General features: G+C 63.3%; 14 protein-coding genes. 10 read left to right on the forward strand and 4 right to left on the reverse strand.

Annotated elements, in window-relative coordinates; genetic code table 11:
• Positions 1-4: 4 nt before the first annotated feature.
• From AC3WTD_RS01260 to mobI, 3 genes are all read right to left on the reverse strand, one after another.
• Positions 5-439: a CFI-box-CTERM domain-containing protein gene (locus AC3WTD_RS01260; protein WP_235645342.1), complete on the reverse strand. Its 435-nt coding sequence runs from the start codon at positions 437-439 to the stop codon at positions 5-7.
• The gene (locus AC3WTD_RS01265) at positions 436-1,431 is read right to left on the reverse strand and encodes a S49 family peptidase (RefSeq protein ID WP_235645341.1); all 996 of its coding nucleotides are present in this window, start codon (positions 1,429-1,431) and stop codon (positions 436-438) included. Before AC3WTD_RS01265 ends, AC3WTD_RS01260 begins: the two co-directional genes overlap by 4 nt.
• A 351-nt stretch (positions 1,432-1,782) precedes the next feature.
• Complete coding sequence (mobI, locus tag AC3WTD_RS01270) at positions 1,783-2,397, reverse strand: conjugative transfer protein MobI(A/C) (RefSeq protein WP_235645340.1); 615 nt, start codon at positions 2,395-2,397, stop codon at positions 1,783-1,785.
• 482 nt (positions 2,398-2,879) lie between these two features.
• On the opposite strand from mobI, the gene AC3WTD_RS01275 reads away from it, so the two are divergent.
• The 9 genes from AC3WTD_RS01275 to AC3WTD_RS01315 all read left to right on the forward strand — a co-directional run bounded on the left by AC3WTD_RS01275 (position 2,880) and on the right by AC3WTD_RS01315 (position 15,735).
• Positions 2,880-3,953, forward strand: a complete 1,074-nt coding sequence (locus AC3WTD_RS01275) for a ParM/StbA family protein (protein ID WP_235645339.1) — start codon at positions 2,880-2,882, stop codon at positions 3,951-3,953.
• Between the two features lie 535 nt (positions 3,954-4,488).
• Positions 4,489-5,715 (forward strand): AAA family ATPase, encoded by a 1,227-nt coding sequence (locus tag AC3WTD_RS01280; RefSeq protein WP_235645337.1) that lies wholly within the window; start codon positions 4,489-4,491, stop codon positions 5,713-5,715.
• A complete protein-coding gene (locus tag AC3WTD_RS01285) occupies positions 5,708-6,757 on the forward strand; it encodes a ParB/RepB/Spo0J family partition protein (RefSeq protein WP_235645336.1) in 1,050 nt (349 codons plus the stop codon). The genes AC3WTD_RS01280 and AC3WTD_RS01285 overlap by 8 nt, the downstream gene beginning before the upstream one ends.
• 381 nt (positions 6,758-7,138) lie before the next feature.
• On the forward strand, positions 7,139-8,104 hold the full coding sequence (locus AC3WTD_RS01290; RefSeq protein ID WP_235645335.1) for a helix-turn-helix domain-containing protein: 966 nt from the start codon (positions 7,139-7,141) through the stop codon (positions 8,102-8,104).
• 90 nt (positions 8,105-8,194) lie between these two features.
• Positions 8,195-8,824: a hypothetical protein gene (locus AC3WTD_RS01295; RefSeq protein ID WP_492612767.1), complete on the forward strand. Its 630-nt coding sequence runs from the start codon at positions 8,195-8,197 to the stop codon at positions 8,822-8,824.
• A complete protein-coding gene (locus tag AC3WTD_RS01300; protein ID WP_235645333.1) occupies positions 8,821-9,597 on the forward strand; it encodes a hypothetical protein in 777 nt (258 codons plus the stop codon). The genes AC3WTD_RS01295 and AC3WTD_RS01300 overlap by 4 nt, the downstream gene beginning before the upstream one ends.
• 57 nt (positions 9,598-9,654) lie before the next feature.
• The gene (locus tag AC3WTD_RS01305; RefSeq protein WP_235645331.1) at positions 9,655-10,683 is read left to right on the forward strand and encodes a conjugal transfer protein TraF; all 1,029 of its coding nucleotides are present in this window, start codon (positions 9,655-9,657) and stop codon (positions 10,681-10,683) included.
• Between the two features lie 4 nt (positions 10,684-10,687).
• Positions 10,688-12,166 carry a conjugal transfer protein TraH gene (locus AC3WTD_RS01310; RefSeq protein ID WP_235645330.1) on the forward strand — a complete coding sequence of 493 codons (1,479 nt, stop codon included), beginning with the start codon at positions 10,688-10,690 and terminating at the stop codon, positions 12,164-12,166.
• 8 nt (positions 12,167-12,174) lie between these two features.
• Complete coding sequence (locus tag AC3WTD_RS01315; protein WP_235645329.1) at positions 12,175-15,735, forward strand: conjugal transfer protein TraG N-terminal domain-containing protein; 3,561 nt, start codon at positions 12,175-12,177, stop codon at positions 15,733-15,735.
• Between the two features lie 62 nt (positions 15,736-15,797).
• On the opposite strand, the gene AC3WTD_RS01320 is transcribed toward AC3WTD_RS01315, so the two are convergent.
• Positions 15,798-16,043 carry a hypothetical protein gene (locus tag AC3WTD_RS01320; protein WP_235645328.1) on the reverse strand — a complete coding sequence of 82 codons (246 nt, stop codon included), beginning with the start codon at positions 16,041-16,043 and terminating at the stop codon, positions 15,798-15,800.
• A 145-nt stretch (positions 16,044-16,188) separates the two neighbouring features.
• On the opposite strand from AC3WTD_RS01320, the gene AC3WTD_RS01325 reads away from it, so the two are divergent.
• Positions 16,189-16,743: a hypothetical protein gene (locus tag AC3WTD_RS01325; protein WP_235645327.1), complete on the forward strand. Its 555-nt coding sequence runs from the start codon at positions 16,189-16,191 to the stop codon at positions 16,741-16,743.
• Positions 16,744-16,805 lie beyond the last annotated feature (62 nt).

The raw sequence follows: 16,805 nt of genomic DNA on the forward strand, positions 1-16,805 counted from the left end.
ATTCTCACCCAACCAGGGCGCGCCGTATCCGTTCCAAGGCGCGCTCGGCTGGGCCGTGCAGCCCTGGCCAGCGCTCCAAGAGCCTGACCATCCACGGGCTGATTGCATAGTAGGCACGCACCACGCCCCGTCCAAACGCATGCGTGAGCAGCACCCGGTCACGCCAGTCCCGCAGCTGCTGGGTGCGGGGATCGTGTCCACCCCAGACCGCCGTGGCGATGAAGCACCGGCGGTCCTGTGCGGGCTTGGGCTGGTTGTGGAGCGCCGAAACCTCCTGGTGAAAGCGCTCGTGCTCCTGGACCCCCGCCTTCGCCGCCTCCGCCTGCTGGGCCGTGGTCAGCTTCCCGAAGCGCGCCTCGTGCAGGATTTTCACCTCGCAGAAGCCCAACCCGGCCAGTACCGTCGCCGGGAGGTAGTCCCGTTCGCTATAGGCCTTCACTCGAACCTCGGCTGGAGCACGTCCGACAGCACCGACCGCAGGGTCTCTTCAAGGCCCAACAAGCGCGTCACGGGCGGGCGGCTGTCGTAGCGGGACACCTTCAGCCCCTTGAACTCAGTGGTTTTGAGCTCCTCGAGCACCGCTTGCTTGTCGATCAAGCCCATCGCCAGCGCTTGGTCGGAGGTCCACACACGGCCAGAGGCGATCTCCTCCCGGCTCGCATGCAGCCGCGGTCCGCGCGTGGCGAAGAGGTCCTCGACGAAGGCGGCCCCCATCGCCTTGACCATCTCCGTGTTGAGCGCCGCGTCCTCGGCCGACGTTTTCGACCACGTCGAAACGCCGCCCTTGAGCACGCCTGAACGGAAGACGTGCTCGGTCAAGCCGAACCGGGCCGCTGCGTCGCTGGCGTCGAGATAGCGCATGATCGCGCCGATCGAGCCGACTACCGAGTACTTCCCGGCGTACACCCGGTCGGTGTGCATCGCCACCATGTAGGCCGCCGAGGCGCCCATCTGGCGGATTAAGGCATAGATGGGCTTGTGGTGCGTGGCACGGCACTGGTTGATGGCTGCGACCATCCGCTCTGCCTCGGTTGGCGACCCGCCCGGGGAGTTGATGTCCAGCAGCACGATCTTGACCTTGGCGTTGCCGCAGGCCCGCTCCAGCATCCCTGCGACCTTGTCGGCAGAGGCCTGCGACGCTCCGGAGATCTCGCCCTCGATCGGGATGACGGCCACCGCGCTCGTGGTCGGGTCCGGGTCGGTAGCCGGCGTTCCGGCCAGACTACGGATGAACATCCCGTAGGACAGCATGGCGCCGAGGGCCAGGCCGATGAACACGCCCCGCTTCAGCTTGCGCCAGTTGGCTTCCCTGCGTTCCCGCGCCTCGCTGCGCACCATGTGGTTCGCCACCGCCTGCGCTGCGTCGACCACGGCGATCCGCCAGTCTCCCTGCTCGACGCCCTTCTGGTCGTGGTCTTTCGTGTCGGTCACTTCGATCTCCTCGTGGGGTACGCCGGCAACGCGGCGCGTTCGGGTCCATCTGGCCCGGTGGTGGTCAATTTGCTTGCCTCGGTACCGGCGACGGGGCGGGCGCGTGGGTTGGGAGGACGCGGACCGTTGCGTGCGTGGTGCCGGTCGCGCTTGGCCCGCCCGCCAGGTTCAACAGGCACCGCCACGGCGCCCGGAGCAGCGCGGCTAGCGGGACATGGTGGCCTCGGTGATGCGAGAGGTAGTGCCCGACCGTGGCCCACACGGTGGACGAGGCGTTGTCCGGCGAGACCGGCAGCGGGCGAACGTTGCGTAGCTGATCCATGGTTTCCTGAGGCGTCCTGCGATGTGGGGTCAGATGTAACCCGACAGATCACCGGCACCAAACGCCATCGCGGCAGCCTCCCCCTGTTCCGCCGCCCCCGCTTGGCCGAGCGCGATCTGCTCCTCGTACTGCTTGACCAGGCGTTGGGAGGCTCGGCGCAGGTCGACCAACGCCGCCCGCTTGGTGCGAAGAGCCGCTGCCCGGTGCTCGGTCTCCCGAACCAGGTCCCTCTCGTACGGCCGAGCGTGGGCTAGTAACCCGGTCACCTGATAGCCGTAACCAGATCCTTTGCCACCGCGTCCTAGCGGGATGTAGCGGTATGCCGTTCTGCCCGTCGCGGCTTTGTTCTGCGTGAACCAGTAGATCTCCAGGCCACCCTTGTGTGCCCGTACCCCGAGGTTGAGGGGGGAGTATTTGCCGGCCTTGCTGTCGACGGCCTCGCCGGGCGGTTGAGTGGCGGCTTGATTGCGCAGTTCGAGTCGAGCCTCTCGGAAGGCTGTCATCAGGGCTGTGGCTTCGGCCTCGACCAATGCCTCGGCCAGTTGGAGGTGGGCTGCGATAGCTCGCAGCTCTTCGAGGCCTTGGGTGGCCTCTACGGGGGAGAGGCTCAGGTGCGTCGTGTTTTGGGGCGTGTTCCCATTCATCTATCTATCATGGGGAAACTGAGTTTCCCCAATCAGGAGAAACCGGCCCGTTTCGGCCGCCCGTTTCGGTCATGGCGGCGAAGGGCTTTCCCCATGACAGACATGGGGAACGGGGGTGTTTCCCCATGGGGGGGCAAGTGCCGGACCGGTTCTGGCAGGCGCTGCGCATAGGGGCGGCGGTAGCCATCTGTCACCCGGCCGGGCTGTCCGATCACCCCACCCGCCGCCGCCCTAATGGCCGTAACCGCCCTCTCCAGAGCCTTCCTTTCGCCGGCCGGAATCCGCTGGTGCAGATTCTAATGCCCGGCAGACGGCGTCACTGCGCGGTTTTCCAGGTGTGCACCCACAAGATGGTGCAGAACATGGCCCGGTTTGGTGACCGCATCAGCGCATGCGACGTTTTCTGCACCACCTCCGCGGAGCCACTCGCTCGGGTGGCAAATAGACGCTCATATTCAAAGACTTATACTCAAGGAGTTGGCATGGAAAACTGCACCACCCCCCCCGCGCTTGTCGGTTTGGACGTGGGCTACGGCAATCTCAAGGCCTGCGGCATGGTCCCGGGCTCCGATTCGTTGGACGTGGTCAAGCTGCCGGTTGGCGCAGCACCGCTCGATCAGGCCCCCACGCTCCTCAACAACGAGCCGGACCTGCGGGGCGGCGAGGCGGTTACGATCCAGGGCCTGCCTTGGGTGGCGGGCACCGATCCGATGATCTTGCAGGGCTTCACGCGTCAGGCCGACCGTTCGTACATCACGTCGCCCGAGTACCTGGCGCTGTACTACGCCGCCCTGGCCCGGCTGGGATACAGCCACGTCGGGATCCTGGTCACCGGCCTGCCATGCGACCAGTACGACGGCCCGGACAGCAAGATGATCCGGCAGCGCCTTGGCGAGCGCCTCAAGGGCGAGCACCGGATTTCGCCGAACCGTACCGTCAAGGTCGATCGGGTCTTCGTGATGGCCCAGCCGATGGGCACCTATGCATCGGTCTTCCACGATCAGTCGAGCCTGGACGACGGGCGAACGGTGCTGGTAATCGACGTCGGGTTCTACTCAGTTGACTGGGTTCTCATGCAGGGCGGCTCCGTTCGCGGTGGGACCGCGCAGACCAACCCGGCGGCGACCGGCCGTATCCTCGAGCTGGCCGCGCGCCAGATCTCCGAGAACCACGGCGGCGCGCAGCTCAGCGTGAACCGACTGGAGGCAGCCTTCCGTGCGAGCCACGATCAACTACGCCTCGGCGTCCATACGGTCGCGTATCGTCAATATATCGACCAGGCCGCAGCCGGTGTCTCCCGGCAGGTCCTCTCCGCCGTGCTGGCGTCGGTGCGTGATCTGGGCGATGTCATCGACTGCGTGATCCTGACCGGCGGCGGCGCCACCTTGTTCGAGCCGGCGGCGCGTGGCTGCTTCAGAGGGTCCGAGGTTCGGGTGACGAACGACCCCGTGATGGCCAACGCCGAAGGGTACCTGTGGCTTGCACGGCGCGCACATCGTGAAGCCCAGCGCAAGGCGTCGCAGGCCGCGCAGGCTGCGCACCAGAAGCGCGCCTGACCATGGCGCGCGCACCTGGCAAAGCCGCGCGGGCGCGGCCTCGCACCATCGTCTACTGGGATCGCGATGGCCGCGACGGCGAACTCCTCGGGGAGCTCGATCGCTATCAATCGCGAAGCCGCGGGGCGCGGCTGAAGTACCTCGCTCGTTTGGGGCTCCTCGTCGAGGCCAAGGGTGGCTTCTTGGAGGGACGCCGTCTGGATGGGGCGCTGGTCTTGCCATTGCCGGGCGGCTACCCCCCTACCCCGACCACGCAACGTGAACTCGGGGAACCGCCCGAACCTGTCGAGCCAGGTGGCGTGGACGACCTCGCGGGCGCTGGCTTGGACGGCCTTTTGGCGGCAATGGAGGAGGTTTAGCCTCCCTCCGTTCGCCCTGCGTCCTTTTCGGCATCACTCCTGGTCTCTCGCGACAGCCGTTTGTTCTCCGCGTCACCCACATTTTTGGGTTTCATTGCCAGAAATGTGGGTGTAGCCTCGCGGGGAATCAGCCGTATTGGCTATTTTTTGCCCATTTTCCAACGAGGTTGTACCCGATGGCCCTCACCCCTGATCTAGCCGCCGAGCTACCGGAACCGCTGGCCGCGACTGCCGATGACTTTTGCCGATGGGCCGAGGAAGGCCAGTCGATGCTGCAGCGCCTGTCTGAGGCTACCAACGAACCGAACGAACGGCGTGTACTCCGTACGTTCCGAAAGTATGAGGCGCTTGATCTCGGCGGGATCAGCGAGTTCCGCTGGAAGGAAGCCCGCCGCAAGCTGGCCCTGGGCGATGGTACCGGCACCCAAGCTCGGGTCACCCTGGAGGAGATCCACAAGATACAGGAGTTGGCTGGGGTCCGTCCCCACAAGCCCTTGGGTTCGCGGACAGCTCGCGTCGCGGTCGCGAACTTCAAAGGGGGGGCCACCAAGACAACCGTCGCGCTGCACCTTGGCCAGGCGTGTCCGCTTCGCGGCTACCGCACCTTGCTTGTTGACGCCGATCCCCAAGGGACGCTCAGCCGCCTGATGGGTTTTCGGCCCGAGACGATCGAGCCCGAAAACACCCTGACCAGCTTGTTCGAGAACATTGCGCGAAAGGACGGGGAGAGGGTCGGTCTGCGCCCACAGCCGACCCACATCGACGGCCTCGACATCATCCCCGCCTCCCTCGATATGACCGGTGCCGACATCCACATCGCCGCAGCGTTCATGCAAAAGCTCGAGGGCGCTTCGGAGTTCTACCGGCTCTTCGACGCTGCGTTGGAGGAGATCGAGGACCGTTACGACATCATCATCATCGACACGGCGCCGGCCTTCTCTTTTCTCGCGCTCAACGTCCTCTGGGCCGCAAATGGCCTTGTAATCCCCCTGCCCCCGAGCTTTCCCGACTTCTCGGCCACCGTCGACTTCTGTGGCATGTCGGGCGACCTGGTAAAAGCGCTTTCACGACTCAAAGGCATGGACAAGCGATGGAGCCCGTGCGCCTTCACCCATTCCCGATCGGACAACAGCGGGTCGGCGAACATGGTTCGGGAGTTCAGTAGCCACCTTTTCGGCAAGTACCGGATCGACCAGGGCCTCCCCAAGTCGTCCGCCTTCGAAGCGGCGCTGGGGCAGATGCGCTCCGTCTACGAAGTAACCAGCCACGACGTGGACAGCCGCGCCCTTAATCGCGCGCGCGATGCGTCCGATCAGCTGGCCAGTCGGCTCATCGGGCTCATCGAAGCCGAATGGGCTCTACAGATCGCGCAGGCGACCACAAAGGAGGCAACTGATGAGTAAGGTCAGCGACCGTCGTAAGGGGATCCTCGGGTCCGTGCTCGCTGGGGTCGCGCAGCCGGCTGCGCCCGCGCAAGGGGCACAGCCCGAAGCCGAAGCCCCCTCCTCCGACCAGGCCGGTGTCGAGGCGCAGGGCGCTCCAGCCGCCCCAGCCCCCCAGCGGCGCTCGTACATGGGCGGCCTGTTTACCGGCGAGGCCGCTGGTCTGGAAGCCCGGGTAAAGGACCTCGAGGCGAAGTACGAAGGCGCCCTTATCGTCAAGAAGATCGACGCCTCGCTGGTCAACATCGGCCCGTTCCGTAACCGGCTGCAAACGTCCTATGACCGGACGCGCTCCGAGGCGTTTAGACAGCTCGCCGAGCAAATCAAGGCAAGCGGTGGGAACGTCGACCCGGTTTGCGTGCGTGTCGCCGACGAGGGCTACGAGATCATCTACGGGTATCGCCGGTGGCAGGTGTGCCTGCAGGACTCGCTTCCACTCCTCGCGATCGTTTTTGAGACCCTGACCGACGAGGAGGCGATGGTTCTCCAGTACTACGAGAACCAAAGTCGCGAGGACCCGTCGATCGTCGAGCTCGGCCGCCAAGCCGCGGACTGGTTGAAGGAGGCTGGGTATGGCAACCGCGACAAGGTTGCGAAGCTCCTGAGTGTTTCGCCCCAGTACGTTTCCAACTTGGCTTTGATTGGCACCCTTCCGGACGAGCTGATGGATGTCCATCCCGACGTCCAGACCATTTCGTTTCGGTCAGCGCGAATCCTCGCGACGATGCAGCGGGACAACGCGAAGGGATTGCACGAGCGCCTGCAGCAGCTTCGGCGCAAGGTGCCAATTCCATCACCGGCTGAGGCGACTGCGTTCCTTGTCGCGGCGACGGCAAAGCCGGCACCGAAAAGCGCCGCGTCGGCGCGCCCGCGTCTACAGGCCGAAGTAACGAATGGAGTGTTCAGCATCCCGACGCGCGAGCTCAGCGACGGCGATGCAAAGCGACTGATGAAGGTGCTGCGGGAGGCGGCCAAGAAGGCAGGCTTCGACATCGCAATTTGAGCGACTTGTAAAACACGTTTTACAAGTGGGTGCGGAATCCGACTTGTAAAACGTGTTTTACAACCTCCCTCTACGAACTTGTAAAACGCGTTTTACAACTAGGTCCGACCGTTTCGCCACAGGCCTCCATCGTCGAAGACCGGGGACCTGCGGCAAAGCGGCCAACCGCTGAATAGCCATCCAACTGGATGGACCTAAAGAGAAACCGATGAGCTAACTGACGAACGGCCAAAACGAAAAAGCCCCCGGAGGCAACCGGGGGCTCGATCGAAGACTTGGTGCAAACACACTAGGAACACGTTCTGGCTAGGAACGGTTCAATCCTACCGGTGTGATCGCACAAGGTCAAGGTCTGCTCGTCCTCAAAAAAGGGAGGACACCATGACGACCCATCACCAACCGGAACCAAGCATTTGCGCCACCGCCGCGCATCACCTTCAACTCCTGACCCGTGTGCGTCAGCACATCGCCAGCGTTGCCTCGGCCGTCGTGTTCTTTGCCTTGGTCGAGAACACCCCCCTGGACGACGGGGAGAGCACAACCGCCTTGTCGGCATTCGAACTGGCAAGCCTTACCGGCATGACCCCGTCAGCCGTACAGCGCGCGCTGAACAACTTGCGCATGGCTGGCCTGATCGCGCGCCATCAGCTCGTCAAGCAGAAGGGCTGCGTGTCCCTGACACTCATTACGCCAAAAGGACTTGACATTATAACGCCATCCGTGGCAGGCGTGAATAGCACCTCGTTGCCGGCCAGCGTTCTCGCGGAACTGGTCGGCGAATCGCTCGCTACGACCCAAGCCTGCGCCCGGGCCTGGGCTGAGGGCACACTCCCCAGCTCCATCGACCTGGCCGACTACCGGGGTGGGGCGGCTGCCTACGAGAGGCTCATGGCGCTCCTGCGAGCCAACGTCGAGACGCGGACGCGCGCCCTCGAGCAAGCCATTGCCGATACGGAGGCAGCCAAACAGGCCGAAGCGCAGGGCAGGGTAACCGTCCCGCTCTCCGACGGCTCCATGCTCGAACTCGATTCAGCAAAATTTGCTGAAGTTTCCCCGCGATCGGTCGATTTAGCTTTCGTGAAAGACGTCCTGTTCCGCGTGATGGCGCGCGGGCACCGACTGACCCCGGACCTCGCCATTCGGTTGGCGGGCGAAATCTGCTATTCCCGCGCCGCCGGCTTCGTACGCGACCACGCTTGGGAGGCCGGGGTAGCGGTGCTAGCTTCGTGTGTAACGCGACCGACATGGACCAAGCCCCGTAGCATTACGCCGGCCTGGTACGCGTCGGTAGCCAAATGCAGCTCCGTTCGTAACTTATCCACAGCCCCTTCGGATGTCGTTCACTAACTGGTTTTGCTTCTAAAACAGCTTCTCTCTAGAAACCAGTTAGACATCGCGAACCGACGAGCCTGTTCAAATCGAGCACCACGCCGACCCATGAGTACAAGCGAATCCGTATTCTTCCAGGACCTCGTGAGTTACGGCGAGATCGCGATGGCGTTCATCCGCCGGCTCACCAGCGTCGCGCCGGATGCCACGCAGAGCATCTGTCAGCTGTCGAACGCACGACTGCTCTACGTCCTCGAACGGCTCGATCAGTCCGCGGTACGCCGCCTGCTCAACGAGTTCGGCTGCCCATTCCGCGCCCAGGAAGCAGACGTTGCCTCCGCGATCGCTGCCATCGACGCCGGCAAAGCCCCGGTGACCACGACCGCCAATGTGCATCCTTACTTCGCGGACAACCCGACATTCGCCCAGGAGCTCGCGTCACTCCAGCAGCAGTATTGGACCCTCGTGCGATACGAGGCCGAGCGCTACCCAATGGCCGCAGCCTCGGTCTTCGACTTCACCGACCGCGCATTGGTCGCCCGGCTGGGCCGACTCCGCTTGCAGGAGATCCGGGCGCTTTCGCGCTATCCTATTGCGATGCGTCTCAAGGAGTCACCGGCTTTTGAGCTGGCCGTCGGCCTTGAAGGGCAGGGCGCTACAGAGCCTCGCCGCCTCGCCGTCGCCGGTATGGCCGCAGCCTGCTATGTTCCCCCGTCCTCCCCGGTACTCCAACGATGACCAACCCCCGCCCACTGCGCTCGCGCCGCCTTGTGGCCAAATCTCTGGCTGACCCGGCCATCATGTTGACGGTGCTGCAGGCGAAATCGCTCGCCGGCTACCACCCGGCGAACTACGTGCAGCAGGCCGAAGACCTCGCGATGTTGGGCATTCGCGCAAGCCTGGTCGCTGAACTCACCGGGCTGCCGCTCAGCAACGCCACGCGCATCGCCAAGGCCGTCGGCAACGCCAAGACCGGCCGCCGTAAAACCAGCCTCGATGACATTTTCCGCACGGCCTACAGCCAACAGCAGACCTCGGTGTTCCTGGTCATGATCGAGCGTCAGCTAGCACTCAATCCAGCACCGAGGCTCCTGTCGGTACACGTCCTGGACGCCATCCGTTCGCTATGTGCATGCCTGCCGTCACAGCGGAAGCAAGACTGGGAACGCATGGTCGAGGCCGCCATCCACTTTCAGGACGAAACATTGGCCTTGGTCACCTGCAGCGCGTGCCATACACGACACGTCGTACCGGCCGGAGGCGCCACCTCAGCCGGCGCCCGCATCAACGAGAGCGACCGATCCTGCCCGCTTTGCCGCATCGCCGCATCTTCGACTGAGATCGTGCGCACAGGCGGGACTGAGGCCGTGGTGGTTGGGGCCCGGGTTCGCACTTCGACCAAGACCGTCATCCCCACCTTGACCGCGGACCTGCACGAGCGACGCCAACGCCTTCGCGCCGCACTGCCGGCCATGCCGTCCACCATCGTCCGGTCGGCCGGGAAACGGTAGCTCCATACCGGCTCGTTTCACCCTTCGTGGTCGCGACCTCCGCCCTAGCATGCGGGAATGCGCGCCCTCTCGATCATCCTTCCGGTTCTGCTGGCCCTAGCGGGCGTTCACGCGTCGGCATCCGCCCAGGATGCCCATAGCAGCGCAGGGGTGAGTATTACTCCGCCGGAACGCGGGTGGTTCTTCTACCACGACCCCAAGCCTGAGCCGCCGAAGGCCAAGCCGAAAAAGCCTCAGCCTTCGACCGCCACCGCGGCGCCGACGCCGCCGAGGGTCGGCTCGGCCGCGTGGATCGCCGCGAACATCGACAGGATTCGCGAGGAAGCCATCGACGATCCGACCAATAAGGCCAAGATGGAGCTGTACGCGTACGTCCAGAAGCTGGCGATGGACAAGTCGGAGGTATTCGCCAACGCGTACATCCGGACGATGAGCTCCAATCCGTCTCTGGATGAGACGATCAGTAACCCGACCTCGAGTTTTGCACTGCGCGAGATGGGCGATCAGCGCGAAGCGAACATGCAGGAGGTGCTGAAGAAGATCGCGGCCGAGACTTCCCTCTGGTATTTCTTTCGCAGCGACTGCCCTTACTGCCACCGGGAAAACCCGCTGCTCGGTTTCCTGCAACGCGACACCGGAATCTCCATCCTGCCGATCAGCCTGGACCGCAAGCCGATGCAGGACGGTAGCTTTCCTGATTGGATCCCAGACGCAGGGCAGGGCGCTTTCCTCAACATCGCGAGCACGCCGACGATTTACCTTGTCCACCCGGCGACCCAGAAGGTGGCAAGCCTCTCGGTTGGACTGCGATCACTCCCAGATCTACAGCGGCGCATTGTAGAGATCGCGCGCGAACAGAACTGGATCGACGAGGCCGACTACCAGCGCGCCATGCGTGGAACGCCCCAGCGCTTCCTGACCACAACCTTCGACCCTTCGAGCATCACCGATCCCAGCGACCCCGCTCAGGTATTGCAGGCGCTTCGCGCCGCCGGCACCCACGGCGCGACGGAGGCGGCAGGGGATCTCCACTCGATCAACGAGGCGTCGAGCGCCAATTCAACGCCCTGGACGGAAAAGGAATAACCCGATGCGAAGCCTCCTCCTCATTCTGCTTCTGTCCATCCTCACCGTGACCATTGGGGGGCTGGCACCAGTCGCAGCCCAGGACATCGGCGTTGGCAAGCAGTCGAGGAACATCTTCGATTCCATGACCAACACCACCGATCCCAAGGTGGTAATGGGTGCACGCCGGGGCGTCATCACGGGCGGGTCCTTCGTGGCCAAGAACCGCATGATGAACGTCCAGCTCGTCTCGATGAACGCGCCAAGCGTCTCGGTGGGGTGCGGCGGCATCGACGCCTTCATGGGCAGTTTCAGCTTCATCTCAAAGCAACAGATGGTCCAGGCACTGCGTTCGATCGCATCGGCAGCCGTCGGCTACGCGTTCAAGCTGGCCCTGGCCAGCATGTGTCCCAGCTGCGAGAAGATGATGGCCACGATGCAGGACACGATGAATGCGCTGACCTCGAACAACATCAACAGTTGCGAGGTGGGGCAAGCGCTAATTCAAGCCGGGGGCGACAACTCGATCGCCAGTGCGATCGAGAAGGCGGGCGCTCCCATTCGCTCCAGGATGGGTTGGGCGGATGACTACGAGGCGTCAAAGAACCAGGGCGGAAGCCGGACGCCGATGATGGACGTGCTGAACAAGTCGCCTCAGATCTACAGCCAGGTTGTCTCCGGCAACATCGTTTGGCAGTCGCTCACGGCCCAAGGCACGGGCCTATGGTTTGGCGATGACTCCCACGAGCTGCTCGAGGACATTATCTCCCTTACCGGCACGATCATCGTGTGTATGCCCAAGAACCCCGGTTCGTCTGGGCCCGACTGCGTAGTGTCCAAGACAGGCACGGAGACCAAGGACCAAGATGGCCGGCTCGTGCAGAGAGTCATCGAACCCTCGCTGACCTTGGAGGAGCTCGTCGACGGCTCGACCGGCAACAAGGCCATCAAACGCTGGACATGTGCCGGTCAGGACACCTACGACCCGAAGGGTTGCAACGACATGGTGCTAAAGGACTACACCAATTATGTAGGCATGCGCCAACGCGTACGGGACGTGTTCCTCGGCACTGGGGCCAACAGCACCGGCGGCATGATCGACGCCATGGCAATGGGGGACCGCACGCCGACCGCGATGGAGAAGGCCTTCATGAGCGGAGGCGGCGCGTATACGCAGATGGCGCTGAACCTCGCCAAGAAATCGCCGACAGCAGCGAAGATGTTTGTGCAGCAATTTGACGATCTCATCGCGGCCGAACTCGTGCGGAACATCGTCTTCGTCAACATCGACGCCGCGCTGTCTGCCCTGTCACGCCGCGATGGTGCGGACACTTCCGAAGTGCGCAAGCTCATCGGCGAGGCGATGGATCGCAACCGTGCCCAGCTGGGTGAGTACTACCACCGCGCGCAAGGCCGCAGCGCGATGTTCGACTATTTTTCGAACCTCAACTCTGTCGTCGAGAAGCGCGATCCCATTCAACGCCCGATCGGCTCGCTGAACTAAGGACGGCCATGCTCATTCCGCTCTTCCACAATGTCGGCGGCACGTGGACGATCTACTCCGTCGGCGACGGCCTCTTCATGAAACGTGTATTGGACGGCGTGGCCGCCATGTCCAATAGCGGGCTCTTCCTCTCACTGGGCGCGCTTGGCCTGATGCTGGGGTTGTTCATCGTCGCCTTCCAGCATGTGGTGTCAAACGGGCAAAAGCTCGAAGTGGGTTCGCTGCTGGTCGCCTTTGTGATGTTCTGCATCTTCTTCGGCATGCGAACCAACGTCGTGATCGAGGATCTCGGCGGCGCTCCTGGTTCGGTGCAGAACGGCGTCTATGCGGTCGACAACGTACCGTTCGGTCTGGCAGTGGCGGGGAGTCTCGTGTCGACGGTGGGCTTGACCTTGTCCGAGAAGATGAGCCAGGGCTATGGGCTCCCCGGCGGACCGGCTGACGAGAATGGTGTCAGCGGGTTCGGGCGCAGCCTTGAGTGGATAAATGCTGTCCGCAACTGGGAACTCCCGGAGTTTGCGGGGTCTGGCAGCGGCGACGTGGTGTCGCGGTTCAAGCGGAATGTCACCGACTACGTCGCGAACTGCACGCTTGTGGGCGCGGACAACGGCAAGATCGACCTCCCGCGGGCGTTTCAAGCGGCCGATCCCTTTCAAATGGGCAGCACGAGCGGCGGCGGAATCGGGTACGACAACATGTATGCCACCACAAAGTGGCAAAACCCCGACGGCTCTATTGGCGATAAGGATTGTGCGAGCGCCATGACGGATCTCGCCTCCGACGCGCATGGCAACGCATTGTTCTCTGCGTTCGCGAACGCAGCGGCACCCCGGATGAAGCGGCTGGCGCCTGGTGTCCCCGCCGACACGCAGATGATGGATGCATTTGCTGACCTCGGCATCTCGGGCGACAAAGCGGCGGACTACATGGCCGCTTCCGCGGTGAATGCCGTCTGGACCATGGCGCTTAGGAAAGGAAGCGATCCGTCCGGGATGGACGTCATGTCACAGGTCATGATTAACCAAGGCACCGAGCAGCGCGCGACGCAGTGGGGTGCCGACGAGAGCATGTTCCGGCAGGTGATGCGCCCGACGGCGGCGTTCTTCGAGTCGATGATCTACGCCATGGCGCCATTCATGGCTCTGATGATTGGTCTCGGACCGTGGGGCATCCGCAAGATGGGCCAGTACATGATTCTTACGATCTGGGTGGCGCTATGGCAACCGGTTCTCGCCGTGGTCAATCTGTTCCAGATGACGATGGTCGAGCACGCGGTCGTTGCCATGTCGCAGGTACCGCCGGGCGCCACGCCGCTTGCGATGACCAGTCTGGCCGGCGCAGCCAACTTGCAGCACCAGATCGTGAATTGGATCGCAACTGGCGCGACTATCGCTGCGGCGACGCCCGCGATCACCATGATGTTGATCTTCGGTGGTGCGGTAGCTGCAACGTCGCTATCCGGTCGGCTGCAGGGCGCGGAGTTCAGCAACGAGAAGCTGGCTACTCCAGACATCGCCAAAGACGCGCCGGTGATGGAGATGAAGTCTATGCAGACGCATAGCCAGACGGCGGGTACGCACGTGACCGGTGCAGACAAGGTCCAGCCGACGTTTAGCGGCAGCGAAGTCAGCGAGCAGGCGATCAGCTCGACCAGTTCGGCGCTGCAGTCCGCGTCGACCACGATGACTGCCCAGAACGCGAAGGCGATCCAGGCGGGTATTACAAATCGCGAGGGCGTCACGGTGTCCGGTGGGTCGGCCATTTCCTCAACGGCGACGCAGAACCAGCAGGAGGCCGCGAACTTTATCAAGAGCCAAGGGATGACGATCGGCGCCAATCAGGAAGCTGCATGGGCAGCCGTGATGGCGATCACCGCGCAGGGTGGTGTGGACGCGGGTCTGTCCGCGGCGAAGGGTCTGGGCCTGAACATGGGCGCCGGCGCTCGTGGCTCGTCTAGTTTCTCGGAGAAGGATGCGAGGACGTTGCTCGAGTCGGTCCGCAACGAAGTCAGTCGTGGGGGCTCGTTCAGCGCAACCTTGGCGAAGGCGTCCACGGACTCCGTGAACCAGATGGCGAGCAACGGTTCCGAGTCCGTCCAGTCCGTCATGGGCTCGAAATCGTTCCAGGCGGCGCGCAGCGACATGCAACAGAAGCAGGACGCGTACCAGGAGGCGGTGTCGAGTCGCGGTTCCTTCAATATGGGGCAGACGCTAGGGAGCCTGGAATCGGCTCATCTCATCCAAAAAAGCGGACACGGCGCCGAAGTAGTGGCGAAGGCACAGGAGTTGGCCGGTGCCGATGCCATGCGCGATGCGCAGCATATGGTCGATAACGCACCGTGGGGATCGAGTGACGCGGGTGAGCGCAGGATCCAAGCCGCACAGTTGGCTCTCAAGGGTTCAGACCTCCCAGACCAGAGTGTCCTGCGACCCGGCACCGACACCGATCGCCAGGTCGCGTTGATGCAGTCGCTCCGTTACGCCGGCGGCGCCTTTGGTGGGGCGGTCAACGCAGCCGCAACGGGTAACGCGCGCGCGAATGAAGGCTTGGCTAGCGACGTTCACCAGGGGGAGGCTACGACGGCGGTTAATCGTGCCCGCCCTGGGACTGATGCCACCGAGGGATCAATCTCGGGGCGTGCCTCGGCGTTCCTTTCGGGTGACACAGCGGGTGCCTGGAGCGCGGTCGCGAACAAGGCCGGCGTTGGGGATGTCGAAGCGCTTCTAGGCAGCAAGCAGACACTGGATGAGTTCCGACAGAACCCGTCATCCGGTGCACTCCTCACGCAAGTGGATGGATACCACGATCAGCACCTCCAGGAGCAGAAGGAGGCCGGCAAACCCGTACGCGAAGCCAATACGTCGCGGGCGCTGGAGAACGATACGGGCGGATTCGCGCGCGCCTTCAAAACTGGCTACAACGACCTTGGCCAGGCTGTGAAGAACAATTCGCCCCTGAGCATCGGCGCGTCGCTAGCTGCAGCACGAAGCGCTGCCAATGGGGTGCCGGCCGGTCAAATTGAGCAGAGCTTGAAGGGTTACAACGAGGAGTCCACGCGGTTCTTGGGAATGAGCATGGCCTCGAATGGCCTCGGCCCCATGGCGGGGCTAGCTGTCGCGAACCTGGCAGAGCATGGCATTTCCTTGACCGGCCTCCACGGTACGACGGAATCGTCGATGCTCGCTGCCGCGACCGACCAGAAGGAAGGGGCGCGTATCAATAGCGCCTTCCAGGAGCGCCTGGCCAGCTTGCAGGCGTCAGACGGTGCTTATCAGAGTCCGGCGCTTGTCACGGCACGGGCTGTGGCCGACACGATCTATGCGAAGCACGGTGCCACGCCTGAAATGGCGAAGGCCTACGACCAGGCCTACGCCAACCTTTCCGACAACGAGAAGACCTACTTCACCAGTTACGTCGGCGTGTCGAACAACAGCAATATTGGCGGTGGTATCGGGGACATGAGCTCGGCGCAATCGCGCGCAGGACTCAACCCGGATGGGCTTGTGAACCCGATGGCTGCGCATCCTCTACCGGGTACGACGGAAGGGGCGAATGGCGCGGGCAACTGAGGGTTAGGGGCGCCTTGCGACGTGGATCTGCGGCCCCCAAAGGCACGGTGTGCTCCGGGCCACTACCAAAGGTTGCGCCGATCGAACTCCTCGGAGATGCCCATCGCCTCGTAGCGGCGGCGGCGCGCCATCTCCAGGGCGACATCGCCCTCATCGTCCACCATGCGAGGCAAACGAGGCGGCAGGGCGCGCTTGGGGAGGCTTGGCACCCCATGCTTGCGGAGCATCAGAGCGCGGCGAAGCTTCGGCACGACGAAATACCCCAGCGCGATGATGCTGATTGCCGTTGCGATGGTGAAGATGTTCATCGTCGTGCTCTCGGTGTGGTTACGCTTCAACTATACGTGCGGCCAGGTGGGCGGAAGTTCGCGGCGAAATTGACAGCTGCGGAAACGCCAAGTAGCCTCACCAACAGTATGGCATCCCATGGATGCTTAGTGCCGAGGCCCACTCATGGCCGCACCTGTCCTCCGAGACAGGCCACACGATCAGCGCACTTCGCCCGTGCGCCATTTGGCGGTTCTTTCCGCCAAATGGCGGAAGAACCATTTTTTCATCATCTTCGTCAGGAGAGCTGACATGGTTCTTGCGTCCAATGTTCTTACCCTAGATGTTCTTACCCTGGTCGGCTTCTGTGTTCTGGGCTTCTGCCTCAGTCGCATGGGCACCGTCCGTCGTTCCAAAGTTGCTCCGCCGCGACTTCCGGTTGGCAGCAAGGCCGCGATCGTGGACGTCATTTCCGAAGGCTGGGAGCCGCTGTCGAGTCGCGAGCTCTTCGTCAAGCTCGGGATGGCGGACGGCTTCGCGATGGCCGAGTACCCGCTCTCGAGCAAGGCCCTTTTCGAAAGGCTGGGCATGGCGGATGGGTTTCCGGCCGCACCCGAACCGGAGCCCGCCAAGGCACAGCCCGCCAAGGAGGTCTCCGTGGATCTTCCACCCGAAATCCTCTGTGAGGAGGAGCCTCTGCATCAGTGGGAAATTGCCTACGTGGAGCGTGCAGACGCCTAAAGTTTCACCTTAACCACTTAAAGCCGAATCCCTTGGGGTTCGGCTTTTTTTTGTCTCCAGCT

The organism is Rhodanobacter sp. FW106-PBR-R2A-1-15 (assembly GCF_058789735.1).

Coding starts and splice junctions, on each gene's coding strand:
- AC3WTD_RS01320 (WP_235645328.1), bottom strand. CDS start 16,043: ATGAACATCTTCACCATCGCAACGGCAATCAGCATCATCGCGCTGGGG.
- AC3WTD_RS01280 (WP_235645337.1), top strand. CDS start 4,489: ATGGCCCTCACCCCTGATCTAGCCGCCGAGCTACCGGAACCGCTGGCC.
- AC3WTD_RS01310 (WP_235645330.1), top strand. CDS start 10,688: ATGCGAAGCCTCCTCCTCATTCTGCTTCTGTCCATCCTCACCGTGACC.
- AC3WTD_RS01305 (WP_235645331.1), top strand. CDS start 9,655: ATGCGCGCCCTCTCGATCATCCTTCCGGTTCTGCTGGCCCTAGCGGGC.
- AC3WTD_RS01285 (WP_235645336.1), top strand. CDS start 5,708: ATGAGTAAGGTCAGCGACCGTCGTAAGGGGATCCTCGGGTCCGTGCTC.
- AC3WTD_RS01325 (WP_235645327.1), top strand. CDS start 16,189: ATGGCCGCACCTGTCCTCCGAGACAGGCCACACGATCAGCGCACTTCG.
- mobI (WP_235645340.1), bottom strand. CDS start 2,397: ATGAATGGGAACACGCCCCAAAACACGACGCACCTGAGCCTCTCCCCC.
- AC3WTD_RS01300 (WP_235645333.1), top strand. CDS start 8,821: ATGACCAACCCCCGCCCACTGCGCTCGCGCCGCCTTGTGGCCAAATCT.
- AC3WTD_RS01275 (WP_235645339.1), top strand. CDS start 2,880: ATGGAAAACTGCACCACCCCCCCCGCGCTTGTCGGTTTGGACGTGGGC.
- AC3WTD_RS01315 (WP_235645329.1), top strand. CDS start 12,175: ATGCTCATTCCGCTCTTCCACAATGTCGGCGGCACGTGGACGATCTAC.
- AC3WTD_RS01290 (WP_235645335.1), top strand. CDS start 7,139: ATGACGACCCATCACCAACCGGAACCAAGCATTTGCGCCACCGCCGCG.
- AC3WTD_RS01295 (WP_492612767.1), top strand. CDS start 8,195: ATGAGTACAAGCGAATCCGTATTCTTCCAGGACCTCGTGAGTTACGGC.